The sequence below is a fragment of the Microvirga zambiensis WSM3693 genome, assembly GCF_016735695.1.
Taxonomy (GTDB): Bacteria; Pseudomonadota; Alphaproteobacteria; order Rhizobiales; family Beijerinckiaceae; genus Microvirga; species Microvirga zambiensis.
Genome location: NZ_JAERQD010000001.1, coordinates 361,346 through 381,617, shown reverse-complemented (window position 1 = coordinate 381,617; position 20,272 = coordinate 361,346). Strand labels below are relative to the sequence as shown.

At 63.4% G+C, this 20,272-nt stretch carries 18 protein-coding genes; 11 read left to right on the top strand and 7 right to left on the bottom strand.

Going from position 1 to position 20,272, the window contains the following annotated elements; all coding sequences use genetic code 11:
• The first annotated feature begins 163 nt into the window (after nt 1-163).
• The 3 genes from JKL46_RS01960 (at nt 164) to gltX (ending at nt 5,199) form a co-directional block, all read left to right on the top strand.
• Entirely contained in the window at nt 164-1,549 is a 1,386-nt protein-coding gene (locus tag JKL46_RS01960; protein ID WP_201829701.1) for a class II 3-deoxy-7-phosphoheptulonate synthase, read from the top strand.
• Between the two features lie 330 nt (nt 1,550-1,879).
• Nucleotides 1,880-3,613, top strand: a complete 1,734-nt coding sequence (locus tag JKL46_RS01955; protein ID WP_201829700.1) for an NAD+ synthase — start codon at nt 1,880-1,882, stop codon at nt 3,611-3,613.
• Between the two features lie 245 nt (nt 3,614-3,858).
• Nucleotides 3,859-5,199, top strand: coding sequence for a glutamate--tRNA ligase (gltX, locus tag JKL46_RS01950; RefSeq protein ID WP_201829699.1), 1,341 nt, complete (start codon nt 3,859-3,861; stop codon nt 5,197-5,199).
• Between the two features lie 124 nt (nt 5,200-5,323).
• Here the strand turns inward: gltX and JKL46_RS01945 are convergent, their stop codons facing one another.
• The 3 genes from JKL46_RS01945 to JKL46_RS01935 all read right to left on the bottom strand — a co-directional run bounded on the left by JKL46_RS01945 (nt 5,324) and on the right by JKL46_RS01935 (nt 8,358).
• The gene (locus tag JKL46_RS01945) at nt 5,324-6,085 is read right to left on the bottom strand and encodes an ABC transporter permease (protein ID WP_201829698.1); all 762 of its coding nucleotides are present in this window, start codon (nt 6,083-6,085) and stop codon (nt 5,324-5,326) included.
• Nucleotides 6,082-7,029 carry an ABC transporter ATP-binding protein gene (locus JKL46_RS01940; RefSeq protein ID WP_246529084.1) on the bottom strand — a complete coding sequence of 316 codons (948 nt, stop codon included), beginning with the start codon at nt 7,027-7,029 and terminating at the stop codon, nt 6,082-6,084. The genes JKL46_RS01945 and JKL46_RS01940 overlap by 4 nt, the downstream gene beginning before the upstream one ends.
• A gap of 195 nt (nt 7,030-7,224) precedes the next feature.
• The gene (locus JKL46_RS01935; RefSeq protein ID WP_201829696.1) at nt 7,225-8,358 is read right to left on the bottom strand and encodes a DUF2865 domain-containing protein; all 1,134 of its coding nucleotides are present in this window, start codon (nt 8,356-8,358) and stop codon (nt 7,225-7,227) included.
• A 156-nt stretch (nt 8,359-8,514) separates the two neighbouring features.
• On the opposite strand from JKL46_RS01935, the gene JKL46_RS01930 reads away from it, so the two are divergent.
• Nucleotides 8,515-8,898, top strand: a complete 384-nt coding sequence (locus JKL46_RS01930) for a VOC family protein (RefSeq protein WP_201829695.1) — start codon at nt 8,515-8,517, stop codon at nt 8,896-8,898.
• A 63-nt stretch (nt 8,899-8,961) separates the two neighbouring features.
• On the top strand, nt 8,962-9,468 hold the full coding sequence (locus tag JKL46_RS01925) for a CreA family protein (RefSeq protein WP_201829694.1): 507 nt from the start codon (nt 8,962-8,964) through the stop codon (nt 9,466-9,468).
• A 160-nt stretch (nt 9,469-9,628) separates the two neighbouring features.
• Here the strand turns inward: JKL46_RS01925 and JKL46_RS01920 are convergent, their stop codons facing one another.
• Nucleotides 9,629-10,240: a LysE/ArgO family amino acid transporter gene (locus JKL46_RS01920; RefSeq protein WP_201829693.1), complete on the bottom strand. Its 612-nt coding sequence runs from the start codon at nt 10,238-10,240 to the stop codon at nt 9,629-9,631.
• A gap of 94 nt (nt 10,241-10,334) precedes the next feature.
• On the opposite strand from JKL46_RS01920, the gene JKL46_RS01915 reads away from it, so the two are divergent.
• Nucleotides 10,335-11,225: a LysR family transcriptional regulator ArgP gene (locus tag JKL46_RS01915; protein ID WP_201829692.1), complete on the top strand. Its 891-nt coding sequence runs from the start codon at nt 10,335-10,337 to the stop codon at nt 11,223-11,225.
• 11 nt (nt 11,226-11,236) lie between these two features.
• Here JKL46_RS01915 and JKL46_RS01910 read toward each other — a convergent pair whose 3' ends face one another.
• Nucleotides 11,237-11,575 carry a hypothetical protein gene (locus JKL46_RS01910; RefSeq protein WP_201829691.1) on the bottom strand — a complete coding sequence of 113 codons (339 nt, stop codon included), beginning with the start codon at nt 11,573-11,575 and terminating at the stop codon, nt 11,237-11,239.
• 293 nt (nt 11,576-11,868) lie between these two features.
• On the opposite strand from JKL46_RS01910, the gene cysS reads away from it, so the two are divergent.
• The 3 genes from cysS (at nt 11,869) to cimA (ending at nt 15,618) form a co-directional block, all read left to right on the top strand.
• Nucleotides 11,869-13,338, top strand: a complete 1,470-nt coding sequence (gene cysS, locus JKL46_RS01905; protein WP_201829690.1) for a cysteine--tRNA ligase — start codon at nt 11,869-11,871, stop codon at nt 13,336-13,338.
• 178 nt (nt 13,339-13,516) lie between these two features.
• On the top strand, nt 13,517-14,026 hold the full coding sequence (locus JKL46_RS01900) for a GNAT family N-acetyltransferase (protein ID WP_201829753.1): 510 nt from the start codon (nt 13,517-13,519) through the stop codon (nt 14,024-14,026).
• A complete protein-coding gene (cimA, locus tag JKL46_RS01895; RefSeq protein WP_201829689.1) occupies nt 14,023-15,618 on the top strand; it encodes a citramalate synthase in 1,596 nt (531 codons plus the stop codon). Before JKL46_RS01900 ends, cimA begins: the two co-directional genes overlap by 4 nt.
• 71 nt (nt 15,619-15,689) lie before the next feature.
• Here cimA and JKL46_RS36800 read toward each other — a convergent pair whose 3' ends face one another.
• Nucleotides 15,690-15,809 (bottom strand): BA14K family protein, encoded by a 120-nt coding sequence (locus JKL46_RS36800; RefSeq protein WP_425493231.1) that lies wholly within the window; start codon nt 15,807-15,809, stop codon nt 15,690-15,692.
• A 459-nt stretch (nt 15,810-16,268) separates the two neighbouring features.
• On the opposite strand from JKL46_RS36800, the gene JKL46_RS01885 reads away from it, so the two are divergent.
• Both JKL46_RS01885 and JKL46_RS01880 read left to right on the top strand, forming a co-directional pair.
• On the top strand, nt 16,269-16,718 hold the full coding sequence (locus JKL46_RS01885; protein WP_201829687.1) for a DMT family transporter: 450 nt from the start codon (nt 16,269-16,271) through the stop codon (nt 16,716-16,718).
• A gap of 197 nt (nt 16,719-16,915) precedes the next feature.
• The gene (locus tag JKL46_RS01880; protein WP_281399822.1) at nt 16,916-19,450 is read left to right on the top strand and encodes a calcium-binding protein; all 2,535 of its coding nucleotides are present in this window, start codon (nt 16,916-16,918) and stop codon (nt 19,448-19,450) included.
• Nucleotides 19,451-19,541: 91 nt separating this feature from the next.
• Here JKL46_RS01880 and JKL46_RS01875 read toward each other — a convergent pair whose 3' ends face one another.
• Entirely contained in the window at nt 19,542-20,150 is a 609-nt protein-coding gene (locus JKL46_RS01875) for an LOG family protein (protein WP_210381149.1), read from the bottom strand.
• Nucleotides 20,151-20,272: the final 122 nt, after the last annotated feature.

Sequence of the window (20,272 nt, the reverse complement as noted above, 5' to 3'; positions counted from 1 at the left end):
CTGGTTTTGCATGTGAAGTGTTGAAAACTCCGGTGAGCCATGGGAGGCCAAGTCGCGGCCTTTCGGCACTCGCCTTTTTGAATATGTCGTGTATAGGTGCCCGTTCATGCCGCTTGTTGCGGTGCATGATGAGCATTGACGAAAGGACACGGGGGTTAGTGTCATGAGCGAGCGGTGGACGCCCGATAGCTGGAGAAACAAGCCGATCCAGCAGGTTCCGGCCTTTCCGGACCTTGAGGCGCTTGAGAGCGTCGAGCAGCAGCTCGCCGGCTTTCCCCCGCTCGTGTTTGCGGGCGAGGCCCGCAAGCTGAAGCGGACCTTGGCGAAAGTCGCCAAGGGCGAGGCCTTCCTGCTTCAGGGCGGCGACTGCGCCGAGAGCTTCGCCGAGCATTCGGCCGACAACATCCGCGATTTCTTCCGCCTGTTCCTGCAGATGGCCGTGGTGCTTACCTATGCCGGCGGCTCGCCGGTGGTGAAGGTCGGCCGCGCCGCCGGTCAGTTCGCCAAGCCGCGCTCGGCCCCGACCGAGACCATCGACGGTGTCGAACTGCCGAGCTACCGAGGCGACATCATCAGCGACATCGCCTTCACGCCGGAAGCCCGCACGCCGGATCCGCGCCGCCAGCTCATGGCCTATCGCCAGTCGGCGGCGACGCTGAACCTGATCCGCGCCTTCGCGACCGGCGGCTACGCCAATCTCGAGAATGCCCATCGCTGGATGCTGGGCTTCGTGAAGGATTCGCCGCAATCCTCGCGCTACAGCGAGCTTGCCGAGCGCATCACCGAGAGCCTGAACTTCATGCGGGCCATCGGCATCGATCCCGAGACGCATCCCGAGATGCGCTCGACCGATTTCTACACCAGCCACGAGGCTCTGCTGCTCGGCTACGAGGAGGCCATGACCCGGGTCGATTCCACGACCGGCGACTGGTATGCCACCTCCGGCCACATGCTCTGGATCGGCGACCGCACCCGCCAGGTCGACCACGCCCATGTGGAATACATGCGCGGCATCAAGAACCCGATCGGCCTCAAATGCGGCCCGTCGCTCTCGCCGGATGGGCTGCTCAAGCTCATCGATGCGCTTAACCCCGAGGACGAGGCCGGCCGCCTCACCCTGATCTGCCGCTTCGGCGCCGACAAGGTGGGCGATCACCTGCCGGGGCTCATCCGGGCGGTGCAGAAGGAAGGGCGCACGGTGGTGTGGTCCTGCGACCCGATGCACGGCAATACCATCAAGGCGGCCTCGGGCTACAAGACGCGGCCGTTCGAGCGGGTCATGGGCGAGGTGCAGGACTTCTTCGCCATCCATCAGGCCGAGGGCACCCATGCGGGCGGCATTCACCTGGAAATGACCGGCAAGAACGTAACGGAATGCACCGGCGGCGCCCGCGCGCTCACCGATGCAGATCTGCGCGACCGCTACCACACCTATTGCGATCCGCGCCTCAATGCCGAGCAGGCGCTGGAAATCGCCTTCCTGACCTCGGAACTGATCAAGCGCGAGCGCCAGTCAAGGGAACAACCGGCCGCCCTCGCGGCGGAGTAAACGACTGGGCAGATTAAGCAAAAGGGGCGCTTTCGGCGCCCCTTTTGTTTTACGCATACGCTACTCTACTGAAATTAAACGTCAGCTCAGATAGCCCATGAAGAAGAGGATAAGAATGATCGGCAGCGGGATGCCGATGAGCCAGAGCAGGCCACCTTTCATCATTGTCAGTCTCCCATGTAATTTGTGCAGGAACAACGAACTGAACTGTTGCGGGTTCCCATAAAGCTTGAGCTTTCAAAAAATCAGTCGTGCGGATCCGGAAAAGGCTGTCGGGGAAAGGTTGCCGTCCTCATTGCTGAGCAAGGATCTGCGCGCTAAATCCGGAGCATGGCTCAGAACATTCTCAAGATCGCCCTCGCTCAGCTCAATCCCATCGTCGGCGACGTGGCTGGCAACGAGCAGAAGGCTCGCGAGGCCCGTGCGGAAGCAGCCCGGCTCGGCGCAGACATCGTGATGTTCGCCGAGCAGTTCCTGGCAGGCTATCCCGCCGAGGACCTGGTGCTGAAGCCGGCCTTCCAGGATTCCTGCCGCGCCGCGCTCGAGCGCCTCGCCCGCGAGACGGCCGATGGCGGACCCGGTGTGCTCATCGGCCTGCCCTGGCGCGAGGAGGGCGAACTCTACAACGCCTATGCTCTGCTGGATCGCGGTTCGGTTTCCGTGCGCTTCAAGGTCGACCTGCCCAATTACGGGGTCTTCGACGAAAAGCGGAATTTCGCCGCCGGGCCTCTGCCGGGACCGGTGAACTTCCGCGGCATTCGCTTGGGCCTGCCGATTTGCGAGGACATCTGGACCGGGGACGTTGTCGAGTGCCTTGCCGAGACCGGCGCCGAGATGCTGCTCGTGCCCAACGGTTCGCCCTATTGGCGCGGCAAGACCGAGGAGCGGTTCAACATCGCGGCGGCGCGGGTGACGGAGAGCGGGCTTCCGCTGGTCTATCTCAATCAGGTCGGCGGCCAGGACGAGCTGGTCTTCGACGGCGCCTCCTTCGTGCTCAACGCGGATTGCTCGCTTGCCTGCCAGCTGCCGGCCAACGAGGAAATCGTCGCGCTCACAACCTGGGTGAAGGGCGAGGATGGCTGGGCCTGCCGCGAGGCGCCGATTGTGACGGTGGAGGAGGGCGAGGAGGCCGATTACGCCGCCTGCGTGCTCGGCCTGCGCGACTATGTGAACAAGAACCGCTTTCCCGGCGTCGTGCTCGGTCTCTCCGGCGGCATCGATTCCGCCATCTGCGCCGCCATGGCGGTGGATGCGCTCGGGCCTGAGCGGGTCCATTGCGTGATGCTGCCTTACCGCTACACCTCGGGCGAGTCGCTCAAGGATGCCGAGGAATGCGCCGAGGCGCTCGGCGTCCGCTACGACATCCTGCCGATCGCCGAGCCCGTGGAGGGGTTCGAGGCGGCGCTGGCGCCCCTCTTCGAAGGCCGTGCGCGCGACATCACGGAGGAGAACCTCCAGAGCCGCGCCCGCGGCACCATCCTGATGGCGATCTCCAACAAGTTCGGCGCCATGGTGGTGACCACCGGCAACAAGTCGGAAATGTCGGTGGGCTACGCCACGATCTACGGCGACATGAACGGTGGCTTCAACCCGATCAAGGACCTCTACAAGATGGAGGTCTACCGCATCTCGGCTCTGCGCAATCGCTGGAAGCCGAAGGGTGCGCTCGGGCCGGACGGCATCGTCATCCCCGAAAACATCCTCATAAAGGCTCCGACCGCCGAATTGCGCGAGGGGCAGAAGGATCAGGATTCGCTTCCGCCCTACGAGGATCTCGACGAGATCCTGCGCGGACTCGTGGAGGAGGAGCTGCGCGTCTCCGAGATCGTGGCGAAGGGCTATGATCTGGAGGTCGTCAAGAAGGTGGAGCGCCTGCTCTACATCGCCGAATACAAGCGCCGCCAGGCCGCGCCCGGCGTGAAGGTCACCCGCAAGAATTTCGGCCGCGACCGCCGCTACCCGATCATCAACCGTTTCCGCGACCAGGGGCTGGAGACGCACCGCAAGGACGAGGCGCTGGAACGCGCCATCGGCACGCCGCGCACGGGGTCGGTGGACGTGTGAGCTTTTCCCTCCCCCTTGCGTGGGGGATGAAGGGTGGGGGTCGCAAAGTCGGCGCGGTGCGTCTGATCGAGAAGACGCGAGGTGAATACCGTGCACCCCTCTCCCGAGCGGGAGAGGGAGGATCGCGCATCTCCGCAATCATTCACCCGGTCGAGCCACCCCCACCCCTAACCCCTCCCCGCAAGGGGGAGGGGAAATGAGGCTCACCCCTTGCGCCGCCCTTCGCGCTTCGCCATAGCATTCACATGTCCAAGCCCATCGTCCGCTTCGCCCCGTCACCGACCGGGCACATCCATATCGGCAACACCCGCGTCGCCCTGCTGAACGCGCTCTATGCGCGACGGGAAGGCGGCACCTTCATCCTGCGCTTCGACGATACGGACCTGGCGCGGTCGAAGCAGGAATATGCGGAGTCGATTCAGGCCGATCTGGAATGGCTCGGCATCCCGCCCGATATGACCGTGCGCCAGTCGGACCGGTTCGAGCTTTACGATGCCGCAGCCGACAGGCTGAAGGCGGTCGGTCGGCTCTATCCCTGCTACGAGACGCCGGAGGAGCTGGAATTCCGCCGCAAGCGCCAGCTCGCGCGCGGCCTGCCGCCGATCTACGACCGGGCGGCCCTCAAGCTGACCGACGATGAGCGCAAGGCGCTCGAGAAAGAGGGGCGCAGGCCCCATTGGCGCTTTCGCCTCGAGCCGACGACCGTGACCTGGGACGATCTCGTGCGCGGCCATTGCCACGTGGATTGCAGCTCGCTCTCGGATCCGGTGCTGGTGCGCGAGGACGCGACCTATCTCTACACCCTGCCGTCCGTGGTGGACGACATCGAGCTCAACGTGACACACGTGATCCGCGGCGAGGATCACGTCACCAACACGGCGGTGCAGATCCAGATCTTCGACGCGCTCGGGGCGGACGCTCCCACTTTCGCCCATCACAGCCTGCTGATCACCGCGAGCGGCGAGGGCCTGTCGAAACGCCTCGGCCATCTCTCGATCAAGGGTTTGCGCGATGCCGGTCTCGAGCCGCAGGCGGTGGCCTCATTGGCGGTGCTCGTCGGCTCGGCGGAGGCCGTGCGGCCGGTGGCTGACCAAAACGACCTCACCCGCCTGATCGATTTCGCCCACATCTCCCGCGCCCCAGCGAAGTTCGACGAGAGCGAGCTCGATCATCTCAATGCCCGCCTCATCCACGAGATGCCCTACGACATCGCCCGCGAGAGGCTGGCGCAGCTCGGCGCGGATGAGGGCGAGACGTTCTGGAACGCCGTGCGCGGCAACCTGACGAAGGTTCGGGACGCGGTCGAATGGGCCAAGGTCGTGCGCGGTCCGGTAACGCCGGTCATCGACGACAAGGCCTTCATCGAGGCCGCCACGAAGGTGCTGCCGGCGGATCCGTGGGACGCCGCGACCTGGAAGGCCTGGACGGAGGCCGTGAAGGCTGCCACCGGCGTGAAGGGCAAGGCGCTGTTCATGCCGCTCCGCCTCGCGCTCACCGGGCTTGGCCATGGTCCGGAACTGGCAGCGCTGCTGCCGTTGATCGGCCCTGAGCGGGCGAGGGCGCGGCTTTCGGGGCAGGTGGCGTAAAGGCCTCTGCGTCATGGCCGGCCTTGTGCCGGCCATCCCGACCCTGTGAAGCGCAGCGCCTCTCACATCGAGATCACCGGCACCGATCCCCGGATCAAGTCCGGGGAGCTGATGACGTCGAGAGTTACGCCTTGATCTTGTAGCCCGTCCGAAAAATCCACCAGACGGCGGCGAGGCAGGTCAGCATGAAGACGAGCGTCATGGCGAGGCTCAATCCCACGCCGACATCCGCGACGCCGAAGAAGCTCCAGCGGAAGCCGCTGACCAGATAGACCACCGGGTTGAACAGGGCGACCGTCTGCCAGAAGGGCGGCAGCATGTTGATCGAGTAGAAGCTGCCGCCGAGGAAGGCCAGCGGCGTCACGATCATCAAAGGCACGACCTGCAGCTTCTGGAAGCTGTCGGCCCAGATGCCGATGATGAAGCCGAACAGGCTGAAGGTGATGGAGGTCAGCACCAGGAAGGCGATCATCCAGAAGGGGTGCTGGATGGAAAAATCCACGAAGAGCCGCGCGGTGACCAGGATGATGATGCCGATGATCACCGACTTCGTCGCGGCGGCGCCCACATAGCCGATCACGGTCTCCAGCGCCGAGATCGGTGCGGACAGGAGCTCGTAGATGGTGCCGGAGAATTTCGGCATGTAGATGCCGAAGGAGGCGTTCGAGATGCTCTCCGTCAGGATGGAGAGCATGATGAGGCCCGGCACGATGAAGGCACCGTAGCTGACGCCGTCGATACTCGCCATGCGCGAGCCGATGGCGGAGCCGAAGACGATGAAATAGAGCGAGGTCGAAAGCACCGGCGAGGCGATGCTCTGCATCAGCGTGCGCCAGGTGCGCGCCATCTCGAAGAGGTAGATGGCCTTGATGGCATAAAAATTCACGGGCGCCCCCTGACCAGGCTGACGAAGATCTCTTCGAGCGACGACTCGGACGTCTGCAGATCCTTGAAATCGATGCCTTGCTCGTTCAGGCGCCGCAGCAGGCCGGCGATGCCGGTCTCGTTGCTTTGGGTGTCGAAAGTGTAGACCAGCTCCGTGCCGTCGGCGGAGAGCTGCAGGCTTTCCGACTGCAGTTCGGTCGGTAGGGTCGAAAGCGGGCTCTGCAGGTGCAGGGTCAGCTGTTTCTTGCCGAGTTTCTGCATCAGGACATTCTTGTCTTCGACCAGGATGATCTCACCCTTGTTGATCACCCCGATCCGGTCGGCCATCTCCTCGGCCTCCTCGATGTAGTGGGTGGTCAGGATGATGGTGACACCGTTCTCGCGCAAGGCGCGCACCATGTTCCACATGTCGCGGCGCAGCTCGACATCGACGCCTGCGGTCGGCTCGTCGAGGAAGAGGATGGTCGGCTCATGCGACAGGGCCTTGGCGATCATCACCCGGCGCTTCATGCCGCCGGAGAGCGTCATGATCTTGCTGTCGCGCTTTTCCCACAGCGATAGATCCTTCAGGATCTTTTCGATATAGGCGGGGTTCGGCGGCTTGCCGAAGAGGCCCCGGCTGAAATTGACCGTCGCCCACACGCTCTCGAAGGCATCGGTGGTCAGCTCCTGCGGAACGAGGCCGATCTTGGTCCGCGCCGCGCGATAGTCGCGGATGATGTCGTGGCCGTCGGCGGTGACCTGCCCCGTGCTCGGATTGACGATCCCGCACACGATGCTGATCAGGGTCGTCTTGCCGGCGCCGTTGGGGCCGAGCAGCGCGAAGATCTCGCCACGCCGGATCGTCAGGTCGACCGTCTTCAGCGCCTGGAAGCCTGACGCATAGGTCTTGCTGAGGCTGGAGACGGTGATGATGGGATCCGATGCGCCCGTCGGCCGGGGCATATGGGGGGATTCGAGCGGTTTCATGCGGGGGGTGATAGCATGACGGGAGGCGGTGCGGAATGGAGGCCGCCTTTACCTGTCAGTTGTCATCACCGGCCTCGTGCCGGTGATCTCGATTAAGAAAGGCGCGGCGCTTCACAGGATCGGGATGGCCGGCACAAGGCCGGCCATGACGTCGAGGGGAGGCTACCTGCCTCAATTCTGAGCGTGAGGAACCGGGATCAGGTTCGGCGCGATCACCCGGACGGTCTTCTTCTGGCCGTCGCCTGCCACGACTTCCTGCTTTGAGCCCTCGCCCTGGCCGACCACCGCGTTGGTCTCGATCGATTGCGGGCCGATGCCGGCGGATTCCTTGCTGGCGGTCGGAGCGGCGGCGGCGGTCTCCGCGGCTTCCTTGGTCTCCTCGTCGGCCTTCTTGTCGGCCGCCTTGCGGGCCTGGACCACCTTGGGGCGCGACATCTCCTCCGCCTTCTCGGCGGTGACGATCAGGTCGCCCTTGCGCTGCTGGAGCATGCTTTCCGCCTTGCGCAGGACCACGGCCCAGCTCTCGTCGGATTTCTTGCAGGCGCAGCTTTCGTCGAAGGACTTCCGGAACTTGAAAGCGTTCGCCAGCGACGTATAGGGCTGGTTGCTCGACAGCGAGGCCGCCCGGTTGAGGCCGCTGTCGCCGCCCGGATAGGCATAGGCGAGGGTCTCCGTGCCGGGGCAGAGGGACTGGCACATCTCGTTGGCGCTCTGGCCGCCGCCGGGCGGGGTGACGAGCGGGAAGAAGGAGCCGTCGCAGGTCTTCACGCAGATCAGGCGTCCGCCGCCGAGGGAGGGCGGTCCGTCATCGGCGATGATCGGCTGGCCCTCGGGCATGATCTGCTGCTGCGGCTGCTGCTGACGCGGAACGCCGAAGAGCGATTCGAAGAAGCCGCGCGGCTGATCGGTCGAACAGGTCTGCTGGATCGCAACCTGCAACTGCCGGCGTCGGGCCTCGACCTGACCCTGATCGAGGGACTGCGAGGCAAGGCGGGCATAACCGCCCTCGAGCTGGCGGATCTGCTGCGCGATCGAGCCGCACTCGGCGGGTGCCGGGCCAGCCAGGAAGCCGAGCGGCCCACGCTCGCAGCCGATGCTGCGGTAATAGCCGACGAGACGGTTGATCTCCGCCCGCTGCGCCTGCATCTGCCCGGTGGGCGGGCCGCCGACATTGCCGCCGCGGTCGAGCGCCGCCAGCTCGGCCTGGAAGCGCTGGCACTGCGGCGACTGGGCAAAAGCCGCCTGGCCGGCGGCCAGGAAGGCCGTCACGGCGATGAGAGAGCGGAGAAGGAATGTCTTTGTCATAAAGCTGATCGCAGAACCGGTCCGTTGCGGCGTCATGGGCTTGAGCGAGCCTTTCATGTGCCGGTGGAATTTGACCCTATTGTGATTAACGCCTTGCCCGCTTCGAGGGAAGCTGTCTAGCTACTTCGTGATCGCAGTGGCCGAAGGGGATCCCGCATGTACTCCCACACGACCGTCGGAGCAAACGACCTCGCCCGGGCCAAGGATTTCTACGATGCGGTGCTCGAGCCCCTCGGCCTCGAGGTGCGCTTTTCCGGCGGCGGCATCATCGGCTGGGGCCTTCCCGGCGCGCGGCCGCAATTCCTGGTGGTGCGGCCTTTCGACGGCGGGGATCCGAGCGTCGGCAACGGCTCCATGATCGCCCTGCTTGCCGAAAAGCGCAGCATCGTCGATGCCTGTTATGCCGCCGCCATGGCTCAGGGCGGGCTGAACGAGGGCGCGCCGGGCCTTCGGCCGCAATATCATCGCAACTACTACGGCGCCTATTTTCGCGATCTCGACGGCAACAAGATCTGCGTCGTCTGCCACCAATCGGAATAGGCCCTCGTCAAACGTGTAAATCATCCCCACATGACAGCGTAACCGTGGGAGTTGAACGAAACGATGCTTGCTCGAGTTGCCTTGGCCCTGACCCTGACGATCGGCGCCGTGACCGGTGCCGCTGCCCAGGACCCGGACCTGATCTTCAAGAAGTCGACGGTCTGGCGCGCTTTGACGCCCGACGACAAGCTCGCCGTCTACGGCATCGACGACCCGCTCGTGGAGGGCGTGGCTTGCCATTACACGACCCCTGAGCGCGGCGGCATCTCCGGCACCTTCGGCGTTGCCGAGGAGGTTTCCGACATCTCGCTATCGTGCCGCCAGGTCGGCCCGGTGAAGTTCAAGCAGAAATTCGGCCAGGGCGACGTGGTGTTCAGCGAGCGCCGGTCGCTGATCTTCAAGAAGATGCAGATCGTCCGAGGCTGCGACGCGAAGCGCAACACCCTGGTCTACATGGTCTATTCCGACCGTCCCATCGAGGGCTCGCCCAAGAACTCGACCTCGACCGTGCCGCTGATGCCGTGGGGTACGGAGGCTCCCTCGAAATGCGGGGAGTGGCTGAATAAGTAAGCAGACCGGCGCCGGTTCGGCTCTGAAAACTTTCACTCTTCCCTCATCCTGAGGAGCAGCGAAGCTGCGTCTCGAAGGAGCGTCAGAGAGCACTGGATCCTCCTTCGAGACGGTCGCTGCGCGACCTCCTCAGGATGAGGTAGAGTCAAGAAGCAGCCCCTTAGACAGAGCCGTCATTCAGCAGCAGCCGCGCCGCCGTCGCCCACATGATGAGCCCGATGGCAATGTCGAGGATGCGCCAGGTGACCGGCCGGGCGAAGAGCGGCTTCAGCAGCCGGGCGCCGAATCCGAGCGACAGGAAGAAGGTGAGGGAGGCTAGCATGGCCCCTGCAGCGAACAGGCCCTTGCCGTCGTCGAACTGGGTCGAGATGGAGCCGATCAGGATCAGCGTGTCGAGATAGACATGCGGGTTGAGCCAGGTCAGGGCGAGGCAGGTGAGCAGGACGCGGCCGAGCGCGGCGGGGGCCTCCTCCGACGGCCTTAAGGATTCGGCGTGGAAGGCGGCCAGGAAGCTGCGGGCTCCATAAGCGAGTAGGAAGGCGGCGCCGCCATAGAGCAGGATGGTCTCGACCCAGGGCACCCGTGCACTGAGCTGCGCGAAGCCGGAAACGCCAGCCAGGATCAGCACCGCGTCCGAGACTGCGCAGGTCAGGCAGACGGCGAGAACATGCTCGCCGCGCAGGCCGATGCGCAGCACGAAGGCGTTCTGCGCCCCGATGGGGAGGATCAGACTGAGCGAAAGCAGGAAGCCGGCGAGAAAGGGAGAGGTCATGTCATGGCCCGGAGAGGAATCGCCATTTCCCTAGACGCGCCATTCGGTTTAGGACAGTTAAAGTCTCTGATCTCGATTTACCAAAACTAATCCGATGCTCGACTATGCCCTTCTTTCTGCGCTCGCCGCGGTCGTCCGTACCGGCAGCTTCGAGCGGGCAGCAGAAGTGCTGCATGTGACCTCGTCCGCAATCTCCCAGAGGATCAAGCTGCTGGAGGAGAGGATCGGAACCGTTCTCGTGGTCCGCGGCCAGCCGTGTCTCGCGACTGAAGCAGGCCAGCGCCTGTGCCAGCATGTGGAGCAGGTCTCCCTGCTCGAGAGTTCCCTGCGCCGGAGCCTGCCCGGCCTCGCGCCCGACAGGCGCCCGGTGACCCTGCGCATTGCGGTCAATGCCGACAGCCTCGCCACCTGGTTCGTTCCCGCGATGGCGGCGACGGAAGGGTTCCTGTTCGATCTCGTGGTGGACGATCAGGACCACAGCGCCGAATGGCTGCGGCGCGGCGATGTCGTTGCCGCCGTGACCTCTCATGGCAAGCCGATCCAGGGCTGCGACTGCTTTGCCCTGGGCTTCCTGAGCTATCTCGCGACGGCCAGTCCGGCCTATGTCGAGCGCTGGCTGCCGGGTGGGCTGACCCGGGAAACGGCCGCCCTGGCCCCGTGCCTCGTCTTCAACCGGAAGGATCAGCTCCAGGCGCTCTGGCTCCGGAGGGCGCTCGGCGTGGACGTCAGGCCGCCGGCCCACTGGCTGCCGTCATCGCAGGCCTTCGTGGATGCGGCTCTCGCGGGGCTGGGATGGGGAATGAACGTAGGGACGACGGTCGAGGATCATATCCGCGCCGGCCGGCTTGTGGCTTTGGCGCCGTCGGAGCCGCTGGATGTGCCCCTGTTCTGGCAGCAGAGCCGAATCGTCGGTCCTCTGCTGTCCGATGTGAACCGAGCTGTCCTGACGACAGCCCGGGCCATGCTCTCGCCGATGCGGACTTAGGCGGGTGGGGCTCAGTTCGAGCAGGTCACCGAGACAGGCCGCTCCTTGGGGGCGAGGGAGGCCTTCTGGATGTTGCCGGTGAACTCTTCAGGCGTCACCTGATGGAAGGAGACCGCCTTGGCGTAGCCATGGGCTTCGCACCAGGCATTAGCCACAACTTGGCCACAAGCCTGGTTAGAGATCAGGCATTCCGCGACGCCATAGCCATCGGCGGCGGGGACCATGAAGGTGGCCTGAGTTAAAGAATCTTGGGTCGAAGAGGCCTGGGAGCCGTTGGGAAGCAGCGTCAGGGACGCGGCGGCAAAAAACACAGCAGTACCCATCCCGAGCATGGTGAATGCGCGGCGCATCGAAGACCTCATTGGTTGAACTCGTGCCATTATGTCACGAGTGTGCGTGAACAAAGCTCTAACGCGCTTGGCCGGAACGCGTTTCATGCGCAGTTGCAAATAAAACATGCTTACCAAATCGGAAACCTTGACGTCCAAGGGGCGAAAAGGCATTGATGGCTTCATGAACACGGCAGCAATCCTCATTTCCGGGATTATTTGCGGCTAGCGCACTTCGCTGGCTGGAGCCGTCTCGTTCTCATTCCAAGATCGAAACCATCCTCCGGCCTGCGGCCTGACAGGGGTTTGGTTTCATGGCGGTCCAGCTTAGGCTCTACAACACGCTGACCCGGTCGAAGGACGATTTTGTCCCGATCGACCCTCGGAACGTGCGCCTCTACGTCTGCGGACCCACCGTTTACGACTACGCCCACATCGGCAACGCCCGCCCGATCATCGTCTTCGACCTTCTCTTCCGTCTGTTGAGACATGTTTACGGCACAGCTGCCGTAACGTATGTGCGCAATATCACGGATGTGGACGACAAGATTAACGCCCGCGCCGCCCGGGATTACCCGGACCTGCCTCACAACGAGGCCATCCGCGAGGTCACGCGTAAGACCGAGGCGCAGTTCCATGCCGACATCCGGGCGCTCGGCGTGCTCATGCCGGAGGACGTGAACGAGGCGGGGGAGGCCCCGCTTTTCGTCGAGCCCCGGGCGACCGAGCATATCGACGAGATGCGCATGATCATCGAGCGGCTGATCGCGCGGGGGGCTGCCTATGTGGCCGAGGAGCACGTGCTCTTCTCGGTCGCGGCCATGCAGAACCTGCCGAACGTCCCGCAATACGGCGCCTTCTCGAAGCGCTCCCTCGACGAGCTGCTCTCCGGCGCCCGCGTGGACGTGGCGCCCTACAAGCGCGACCCGATGGATTTCGTGCTCTGGAAGCCTTCCGGACCGACGGACCCCGCCTGGGCCTCACCTGCCGGCATCGCGACCCCCGGCCGCCCAGGCTGGCACATCGAGTGCTCGGCCATGGCGTGGCGGCATCTGGTCCAGGCCTTCGAGACGCGGCTCACCTGCGCCGATCCGACGAGCCGCGAGATCTTCGACATCCACGGCGGCGGCATCGACCTCGTCTTCCCGCACCACGAGAACGAGATCGCGCAATCCTGCTGCGCCTTCGACACGCCGCGCATGGCCAATGTGTGGATGCACAACGGCTTCCTGCAGGTGGAAGGCGAGAAGATGTCGAAGTCTCTCGGCAACTTCTTCACCATCAACGAGCTGCTGCAGGACTGGCCCGGCGAAGTCTTGCGCTTCAACATGCTGCGCACCCATTACCGCCAGCCCATCGACTGGACGGTGAAGGGACTCGAGGAAAGCGAGAAGACTCTCGACCGCTGGTATGAATTGGCGGGCAGGGGCGAGGCAGCTTTCCTTTCAGATCAGATCGTCGATGCCCTCGCGGACGACCTCAATACGCCGAAGATGCTGGCGGAGCTTCATGCTCTCGATGGGCAGGGCGCTTATGAGGAGCTCGGCGCCAACCTTCGCTCGCTCGGCTTCCTGCTCGAAGGAGCGGAGGGCTGGAAGGCACGCAGGCGGGCTGCATTGAGTATCGACCCTGAGCAGGTCGAAGCCCTGATCGCTGCCCGCAAGGACGCGCGCGCCGCGAAGAACTGGGCCGAATCCGACCGCATCCGCGACGAGCTTGCTGCGCTGAGCGTCGTGGTGAAGGACAACAAGGATGGCACCACCACCTGGGAGGTGGCGCGATGAGCTGCAACATTCTCCAAGTCCCCATCCTCCTCTTCCTCTGTCCTCATCCTGAGGAGGCGCGCAGCGCCGTCTCGAAGGAGCTTCCAGTGCGCGCTGGATCCTCCTTCGAGACGGTCGCTACGCGACCTTCTCAGGATGAGGCGATCGAATATCGTGAACGTGTGGGAGGGTCATGCTGATGGGACAGGCCATGCCGAAACCCGGGCTTCGTCCCTTCCTGCCGGCGGACTTGGCCGCCCTCGTCGACATCTACGAGGAGAGCATCGCGGAGTTGACCGGCGAGGATTACAGCGAGAGCCAGCAGGAAGCGTGGATCGCACGCGCCGAGGATGATTCCTTCGCCGAGAAGCTGGCGAAGAGTCTGACCCTGATCGCGACCGTCGAGGGCTCTCCCGTCGGCTTCATCGCGTTGAAGGACAACGAGGTCATCGAGCTGTTCTATGTGCACCCGGCCGCAGCGGGGCAGGGGATCGGCACGATGCTCTACGACGCGATCGAAAAGCTCGCCGGCGCGCGCAACGCCGCGCGCCTCGTCGCCGAGGTCAGCGACAACGCGCTGCCCTTCTTTCAGAAGCATGGTTTCCAGCCGCAGCGCCGCAACACCATGCCGCTCGGCGACGAATGGCTCGGCACCACCACCATGGAAAAGCGCCTGGCACCGCCCGAAGACAGGAAGTTGTCGTCATGAGTCGTGAACGCGTCTATCTCTTCGACACCACTCTGCGCGACGGTGCGCAGACCACCGGCGTCGATTTCTCCCTCGAGGACAAGAAGGCGATCGCGACGCTCCTCGACCGGCTCGGCATCGACTACGTGGAAGGCGGCTATCCGGGGGCGAACCCGCTCGATACCGCCTTTTTTGCCGAGAAGCGCACGACGAGCGCCAAGTTCACCGCCTTCGGCATGACGAAGCGGGCAGGGCGCTCCGTGTCGAACGATCCGGGAGTCGCGGCTCTGCTCGAAGCGCAGGCCGATGCGATCTGCTTCGTCGCCAAGGCCTGGGATTATCATGTGCGCGTGGCGCTCGAGACGACGCCGGAAGAAAACCTCACCGGAATCCAGGACAGCGTCGAGGCCGCGCGCGCGAAGGGCCGCGAGGTTCTCGTCGATTGCGAACATTTCTTCGATGGCTACAAGGCCAACCCCGCTTACGCGCTCTCCTGCGTGAAGACGGCCTATGAGGCCGGCGCGCGCTGGATCGTGCTCTGCGACACCAATGGCGGGACGCTGCCGCACGAGGTGACGGAGATCGTCACCGCCGTGACGAAGACGGTACCCGGCTCGCATATCGGCATCCACGCCCATGACGATTGCGGCTGCGCGGTCGCCAACTCTCTTGCCGCCGTGGAAGCCGGCGCCCGCCACATCCAGGGCACGCTCAACGGCCTCGGCGAGCGCTGCGGCAACGCCAATCTCATCACGCTGATCGGCGCGTTGAAGCTGAAGGACAATTATGCCGCCCGCTTCGATCTCGGCGTCACCGACGAGGGTTTGAGCCAGCTCACCCATGTGTCGCGGCAGGTGGACGAGATCCTCAACCGGCAGCCGAACCGGCACGCGCCCTTCGTCGGCGCCAGCGCCTTCGCAACAAAGGCCGGCATCCATGCCTCCGCCGTGCTCAAAGATCCGCGCACCTACGAGCATGTGGAGCCGGAAATCGTCGGCAATGCGCGAAAGGTTTTGGTCTCCGACCAGGGCGGCCAGTCGAATGTCCTCGCCGAGATGAAGCGCTGCGGCTTCGAGCTGGAGAAGGGCGATCCGCGCATCGCGCGCGTGCTCGACGAGGTCAAGCGGAAAGAAGCCGAGGGCTTTGCCTTCGAGGGCGCGGACGCGTCGTTCTACGTGCTGGTCAAGCGCATGCTCGGCGAGGTGCCGGCCTTCTTCGACGTAGAGCGCTTCTCGGTCAACGTGGAGCGCCGCTTCAACGCGGTCGGCGAACTCGTCACCGCGTCGGAGGCCATCGTGAAGGTGCGTGTCGGCGACGAGGTGCTGATCTCGGCAGCCGAAGGCAATGGCCCCGTCAATGCGCTCGATGTCGCTCTGCGCAAGGATCTCGGCAAGTACCAGAACCTGATCCAGGATCTCGAACTCGTCGATTATAAGGTGCGCATCTATCAGGGCGGCTCGGATGCGGTGACGCGCGTGCTGATCGAGTTCATGGACGCCTCCGGCGAGCACTGGACCACCATCGGCGTCTCCGCCAACATCATCGACGCCTCCTTCCAGGCACTGACGGACTCCATGGTCTACAAGCTCTTGAAGGGCGGCGCATCGCTATGACGATTAACCTCGACTTCACGCTGATGTCGGCATCAGCCTGAGCAAGTTCCCGATCGATCCTTCACGATCATTCAGCGGCAAGCATGCCGATGACCATCGTTTCCCATGAATGTATTCGAGCCTGGGTCGTAGGTCCGGAATCTCTGCGAGCAATTGAATGCGTGGGTTTGTACCGAGCCAGCGTGCGGCATGCTTCCTGCAACGCTGCCGGTCGATAGAGGGCCTGCGACACCCGGGAGATCGGGATCATATGGATTCCTGGTGGTCGTCGGACCGTTCTTGCCGAACTGATCCCGATGGTTGCAGTAATAGGACAGCGAATCCGGAACTGCTGTGCAATCAAGGTTTACGTCCTGGGCATGGACGGGGGTCAAGAAACCAAAGGCCAAGCCACAGGCTGCTATAAGCGTAAGCGAGGTTTTCACGGCTATCTCCCTCGGTGGAGATTGCAATCGCTTGCGAAAATGCGCTGGGAAATTGGTGCAAATACGGGATTGGAAATCACGTTTGCGATACTCGGTCGGCAGTCTCTCCAAGAGCCTAGCTTGAACAAAGCCAGCCGCGCCATCCGTGAACGTGGAGCTGCGGTTTGTATGGATTGTGTCTGGATCCGCTTTATACAAGCAGTCGTCCGCCACAATGGAATCGTCATGAACATCTCGATCCTGCTGCCGCTTCTCGGCGTCCTTGTGGGCGGCGTGTTTCTTTCCACCCAGGCACCGATCAATGCCGCCCTCGCACGGACGCTGGGCGACCCGGTGCTCGCCGCCTGCATCTCCTTCGGGATCGGTTTTATCGTTCTCGCTGCAATCAGCGCTCTTCGCGGCGCGGGGCCATCAGGCGCCGCCATTTCCGCGGCGCCTTGGTGGTCCTGGCTCGGCGGCTTTCTCGGCGCCTTCTACGTCGCCATCGTGATCTGGGGCGTACCGCAACTCGGCGTGGTGAGCACTGTGGCCGCCCTCGTCTTCGGCCAGGTCGCTGCCGCCCTGATCCTCGACGCCACCGGCGCCTTCGGCCTTCCGGTCCAGGCGATCACGTGGCAACGTCTCCTGGCGGCAGGCATGATCCTGGGCGGGCTCGTGTTGTCGCGAGCGGGATGATGTAGGTCTCTTCCTCTAAGGAAGTGGACCGCTTGAACGCAGTTGCCATGTGCGAATACGCACATGGCAACGACGAGCCCTCGAAAAGGCGTCTATTTCGTAGCCTCTCCCCCATATTCATAGAGTGGTGCAGGACGATAATCCCAATAAAGCTTGGCGGAGCAATTTGCCCCGATGGGGACAAGGAGGGCTCGGCCATGGATCGCACGCCGCTTGAAGTCGCAATGGGTCATCTTCGTCACGACGCGAAGGCTGGAGTTTCCAAAGGCCCCCGGATCCGCGATGACATCGACCTCTCGCTCGAAGAGATGATCGCTGCGATCCTCGACGAGCCCACCGACGATGGCGCGCACAAGCCGTCGCAGACGAATGCGAGCTTGGGCAGCACCCTTACCGGCGGCATGGACAACGACCTTCTGCAGGGCGGTGAGGGCAACGATCTGATCACCGGCAATGACGGCGACGACCAACTTTTCGGCCATGGTGGTGACGACAGCCTCCTCGGTGGCCTCGGGAACGACAAGCTTTATGGCGGCGCCGGTGCGGATTTGCTCGACGGCGGAGAGGGTGGCCTGGACACGGCGAGCTATTACGGTGCCGCCGCCGGCGTCGGAGTCTATCTCTGGAATATCACACGCAATACCGGAGATGCGGCCCGCGACAGTTATGTCTCCATCGAGGTGATCGACGGCTCGACATATGACGACACGATCGAGGGCAGCACTGGATCCGATGCCTTTTGGGGCGACGCCGGCCACGACCTGCTCAAAGGCGGTGTCGGAGCGGACTCGCTCTCCGGCGGCGCCGGCAACGATCATCTTTTCGGAGGTGAGGGCGCGGACCATCTCGACGGCGGTGCCGGCTTCGACATTGTGTCCTATGCCGATGCAGCCTCGGGCGTGCTGGTGGATCTGCTCGACCGATCCCGCAACGTGGGCGACGCATTGGGCGATGTCCATGCGTCGATCGAGGGCCTGATCGGCTCGTCCTATAGCGACATTTTGGGCGGTACGCATGAGGGGGATGAGCTATATGGCGGAAACGGAAACGACACTCTCGAAGGCCGCGGTGGCGGTGACGTGCTCGATGGTGGCGAGGGCATCGACTATGCGAGTTACGAGAGTGCGACTTATGGAGTCTTGGTCGACCTGATCAATACCGGCCGCAACACAGGTGATGCGGTGGGAGATAAGTATATTTCGATCGAGAAAGTCATCGGCTCGAGCCACAACGACACCATCTTCGGCGCGCTTGGCACCGAGTATCTCTATGGCGGGGATGGCGATGACGTCCTCGAAGGCGGAAAGGGTGGCGACCTGCTCTATGGCGGCACAGGCTCTTCCGATATCGCTTCATACTCGTATGCTTCCTCGGGCGTGACCGCTAACCTGGCGGCAGGAGGTGGCTTCGTGGGCGATGCGAACGGAGACCTCTATTTCGGCATCGAAGGCCTCAAGGGTTCGGATTACGCCGATACGCTCTACGGTGACGCGGACCACAACTCGCTTTATGGCGGAGGCGGCAACGATTATCTTCAGGGTGGCGTGGGCAACGACCATCTCGACGGCGGTGACGGTTTCGACGTTGCATCCTATGCCGCTGCGACCTCCGGCGTGACGGCGGATTTGCTCGACGGATCCCGCAACAGGGGCGAGGCGGCGGGTGACATCCATGTGTCGATCGAGGGTCTGATAGGCTCGTCCTATGACGATCAGTTGCGCGGTGCGAATGGCTCGGAGAGCTTGTCTGGCGGAGCGGGCGACGATTGGCTCGAGGGCCGCGGCGGCGGCGACCGGCTCGATGGCGGCGAGGGCCTCGACTATGCGAGCTATGACAATTCAAGTTCTGGGGTTGTGGTCGACATGCTCAACACTGGTTTCAACACCGGTGATGCGGTTGGAGATACGTATGTCTCGATCGAGGGCGTCATAGGCTCAAGCCATAGTGACAACCTCTCCGGCACGGCTGGCGTCGATTCCCTCTTTGGCGGGGCTGGCGACGATGTGCTCCAGGGATGCCAGGGCGGCGACCTGCTCGATGGTGGCGAGGGCTTCGATTTCGTTTCATACTGGAACGCTTCGTCGGGCGTGTACGCCAGCCTGGTGGCAGGGCAAGGTTATGCAGGCGATGCATCCGGAGATCTCCTTATCCGCATCGAAGGCCTCCAGGGTTCTAACTACGGCGATAGGCTCTACGGCGGTGACGACGGCAACACACTCTATGGCTGGGGTGGCAACGATCAGCTCTTCGGGGTTGCGGGCAACGACTACATCGAGGGCGGAAGCGGGGATGACGTGATCTCCGGCGGCGTGGGCCTCGACTGGCTCCTGGGCAATGCCGGCGCGGACGAGTTTCGAATGAATACGGATCCCTGGGTCGGCGGCACGAGCACATCACCGCAGAATGTGGATACACTCGCAGACTTCAACGGAGCGGAAGGTGATTGGATCTCGATCAACACCACCCAGTTCCATGGCTATAGCTCAGACGGAACCGTCATCCAGGCGTTTCCGACGGCTCCGCCGGGAGCCTATTATGGGCTTGCTTACTTCGAGTTCGGCGTCGGGACGCAAGCCACGACGTTGGCCCAGCGCATCGTCTACGATCAGGCGACGGGCTCAATCTACTTCGATGCGGATGGCTTGGCGAGCTTGAACAGCCAGATCCTGTTCGCCAAGGTGGCCGCAGGCACGGTACTGACAGAGGCTAATTTCCAGCTCTACACACTCTGACCCATCGCGTTCGAAGCCACGAGATAAGCAAAAGAGCCGGCCGCGAGGCCGGCTCTCGATGTTTGAGCGTTCGAAATATGCCGAGCTTTGTCTAAAACTTCGTCTCGATCATCTCCGCATTCTCGACAATCCCGACCCGCCGCGCGGCGGCTTCCAGCATCGGGATCACCTCCTCGACGCGCTCGGCCACGAGATAGTTGAGCTCCAGGCCGGGGCGGATGAAACCCTGTTCGCGCATATGGGCGATGAGGGTGAGAAGCGGCTTCCAGAAGCCCTTGGTGCTGAGCATCAGGATCGGCTTGGTGTGCCGGCCGAGCTGCGACCAGGTCATCTGCTCGACGAGTTCTTCCAGGGTCCCGATTCCGCCGGGCATGGCGACGAAGGCGTCGGCCTTCTCGAACATCAGGCGCTTGCGGGTATGCATGTCCGGCACCACGATGGTCTCCTGCACGTCGTCGAGGAGCTTCTCGCGGGATTTCAGGAAATCCGGAATGATTCCCGTGACATAGCCGCCATTGTCGAGAACCGACTGCGCGACGGTCCCCATGAGGCCGACATTGCCCCCGCCATAGACGAGGTTGATGCCGCGCTCGGCCATGGCGCGGCCCAATGCCGCCGCGTTCTCGGCGAAAACGGGGTCGTCTCCGAAGCCGGAGCCGCAGTAAACACAAATGGATCGAACAGGTTTAATCGAGGGCATTTTCATCTCGGGGAGGCGGGGAGCCTCCCGCGCTGAGTCGTAGGGCAATATTTTGTCCTTTATGGCCGTAGCCTTTTGAAAGATAAACGGTTTAAATGCATGAAAGTGCCGCGTACGAGAAC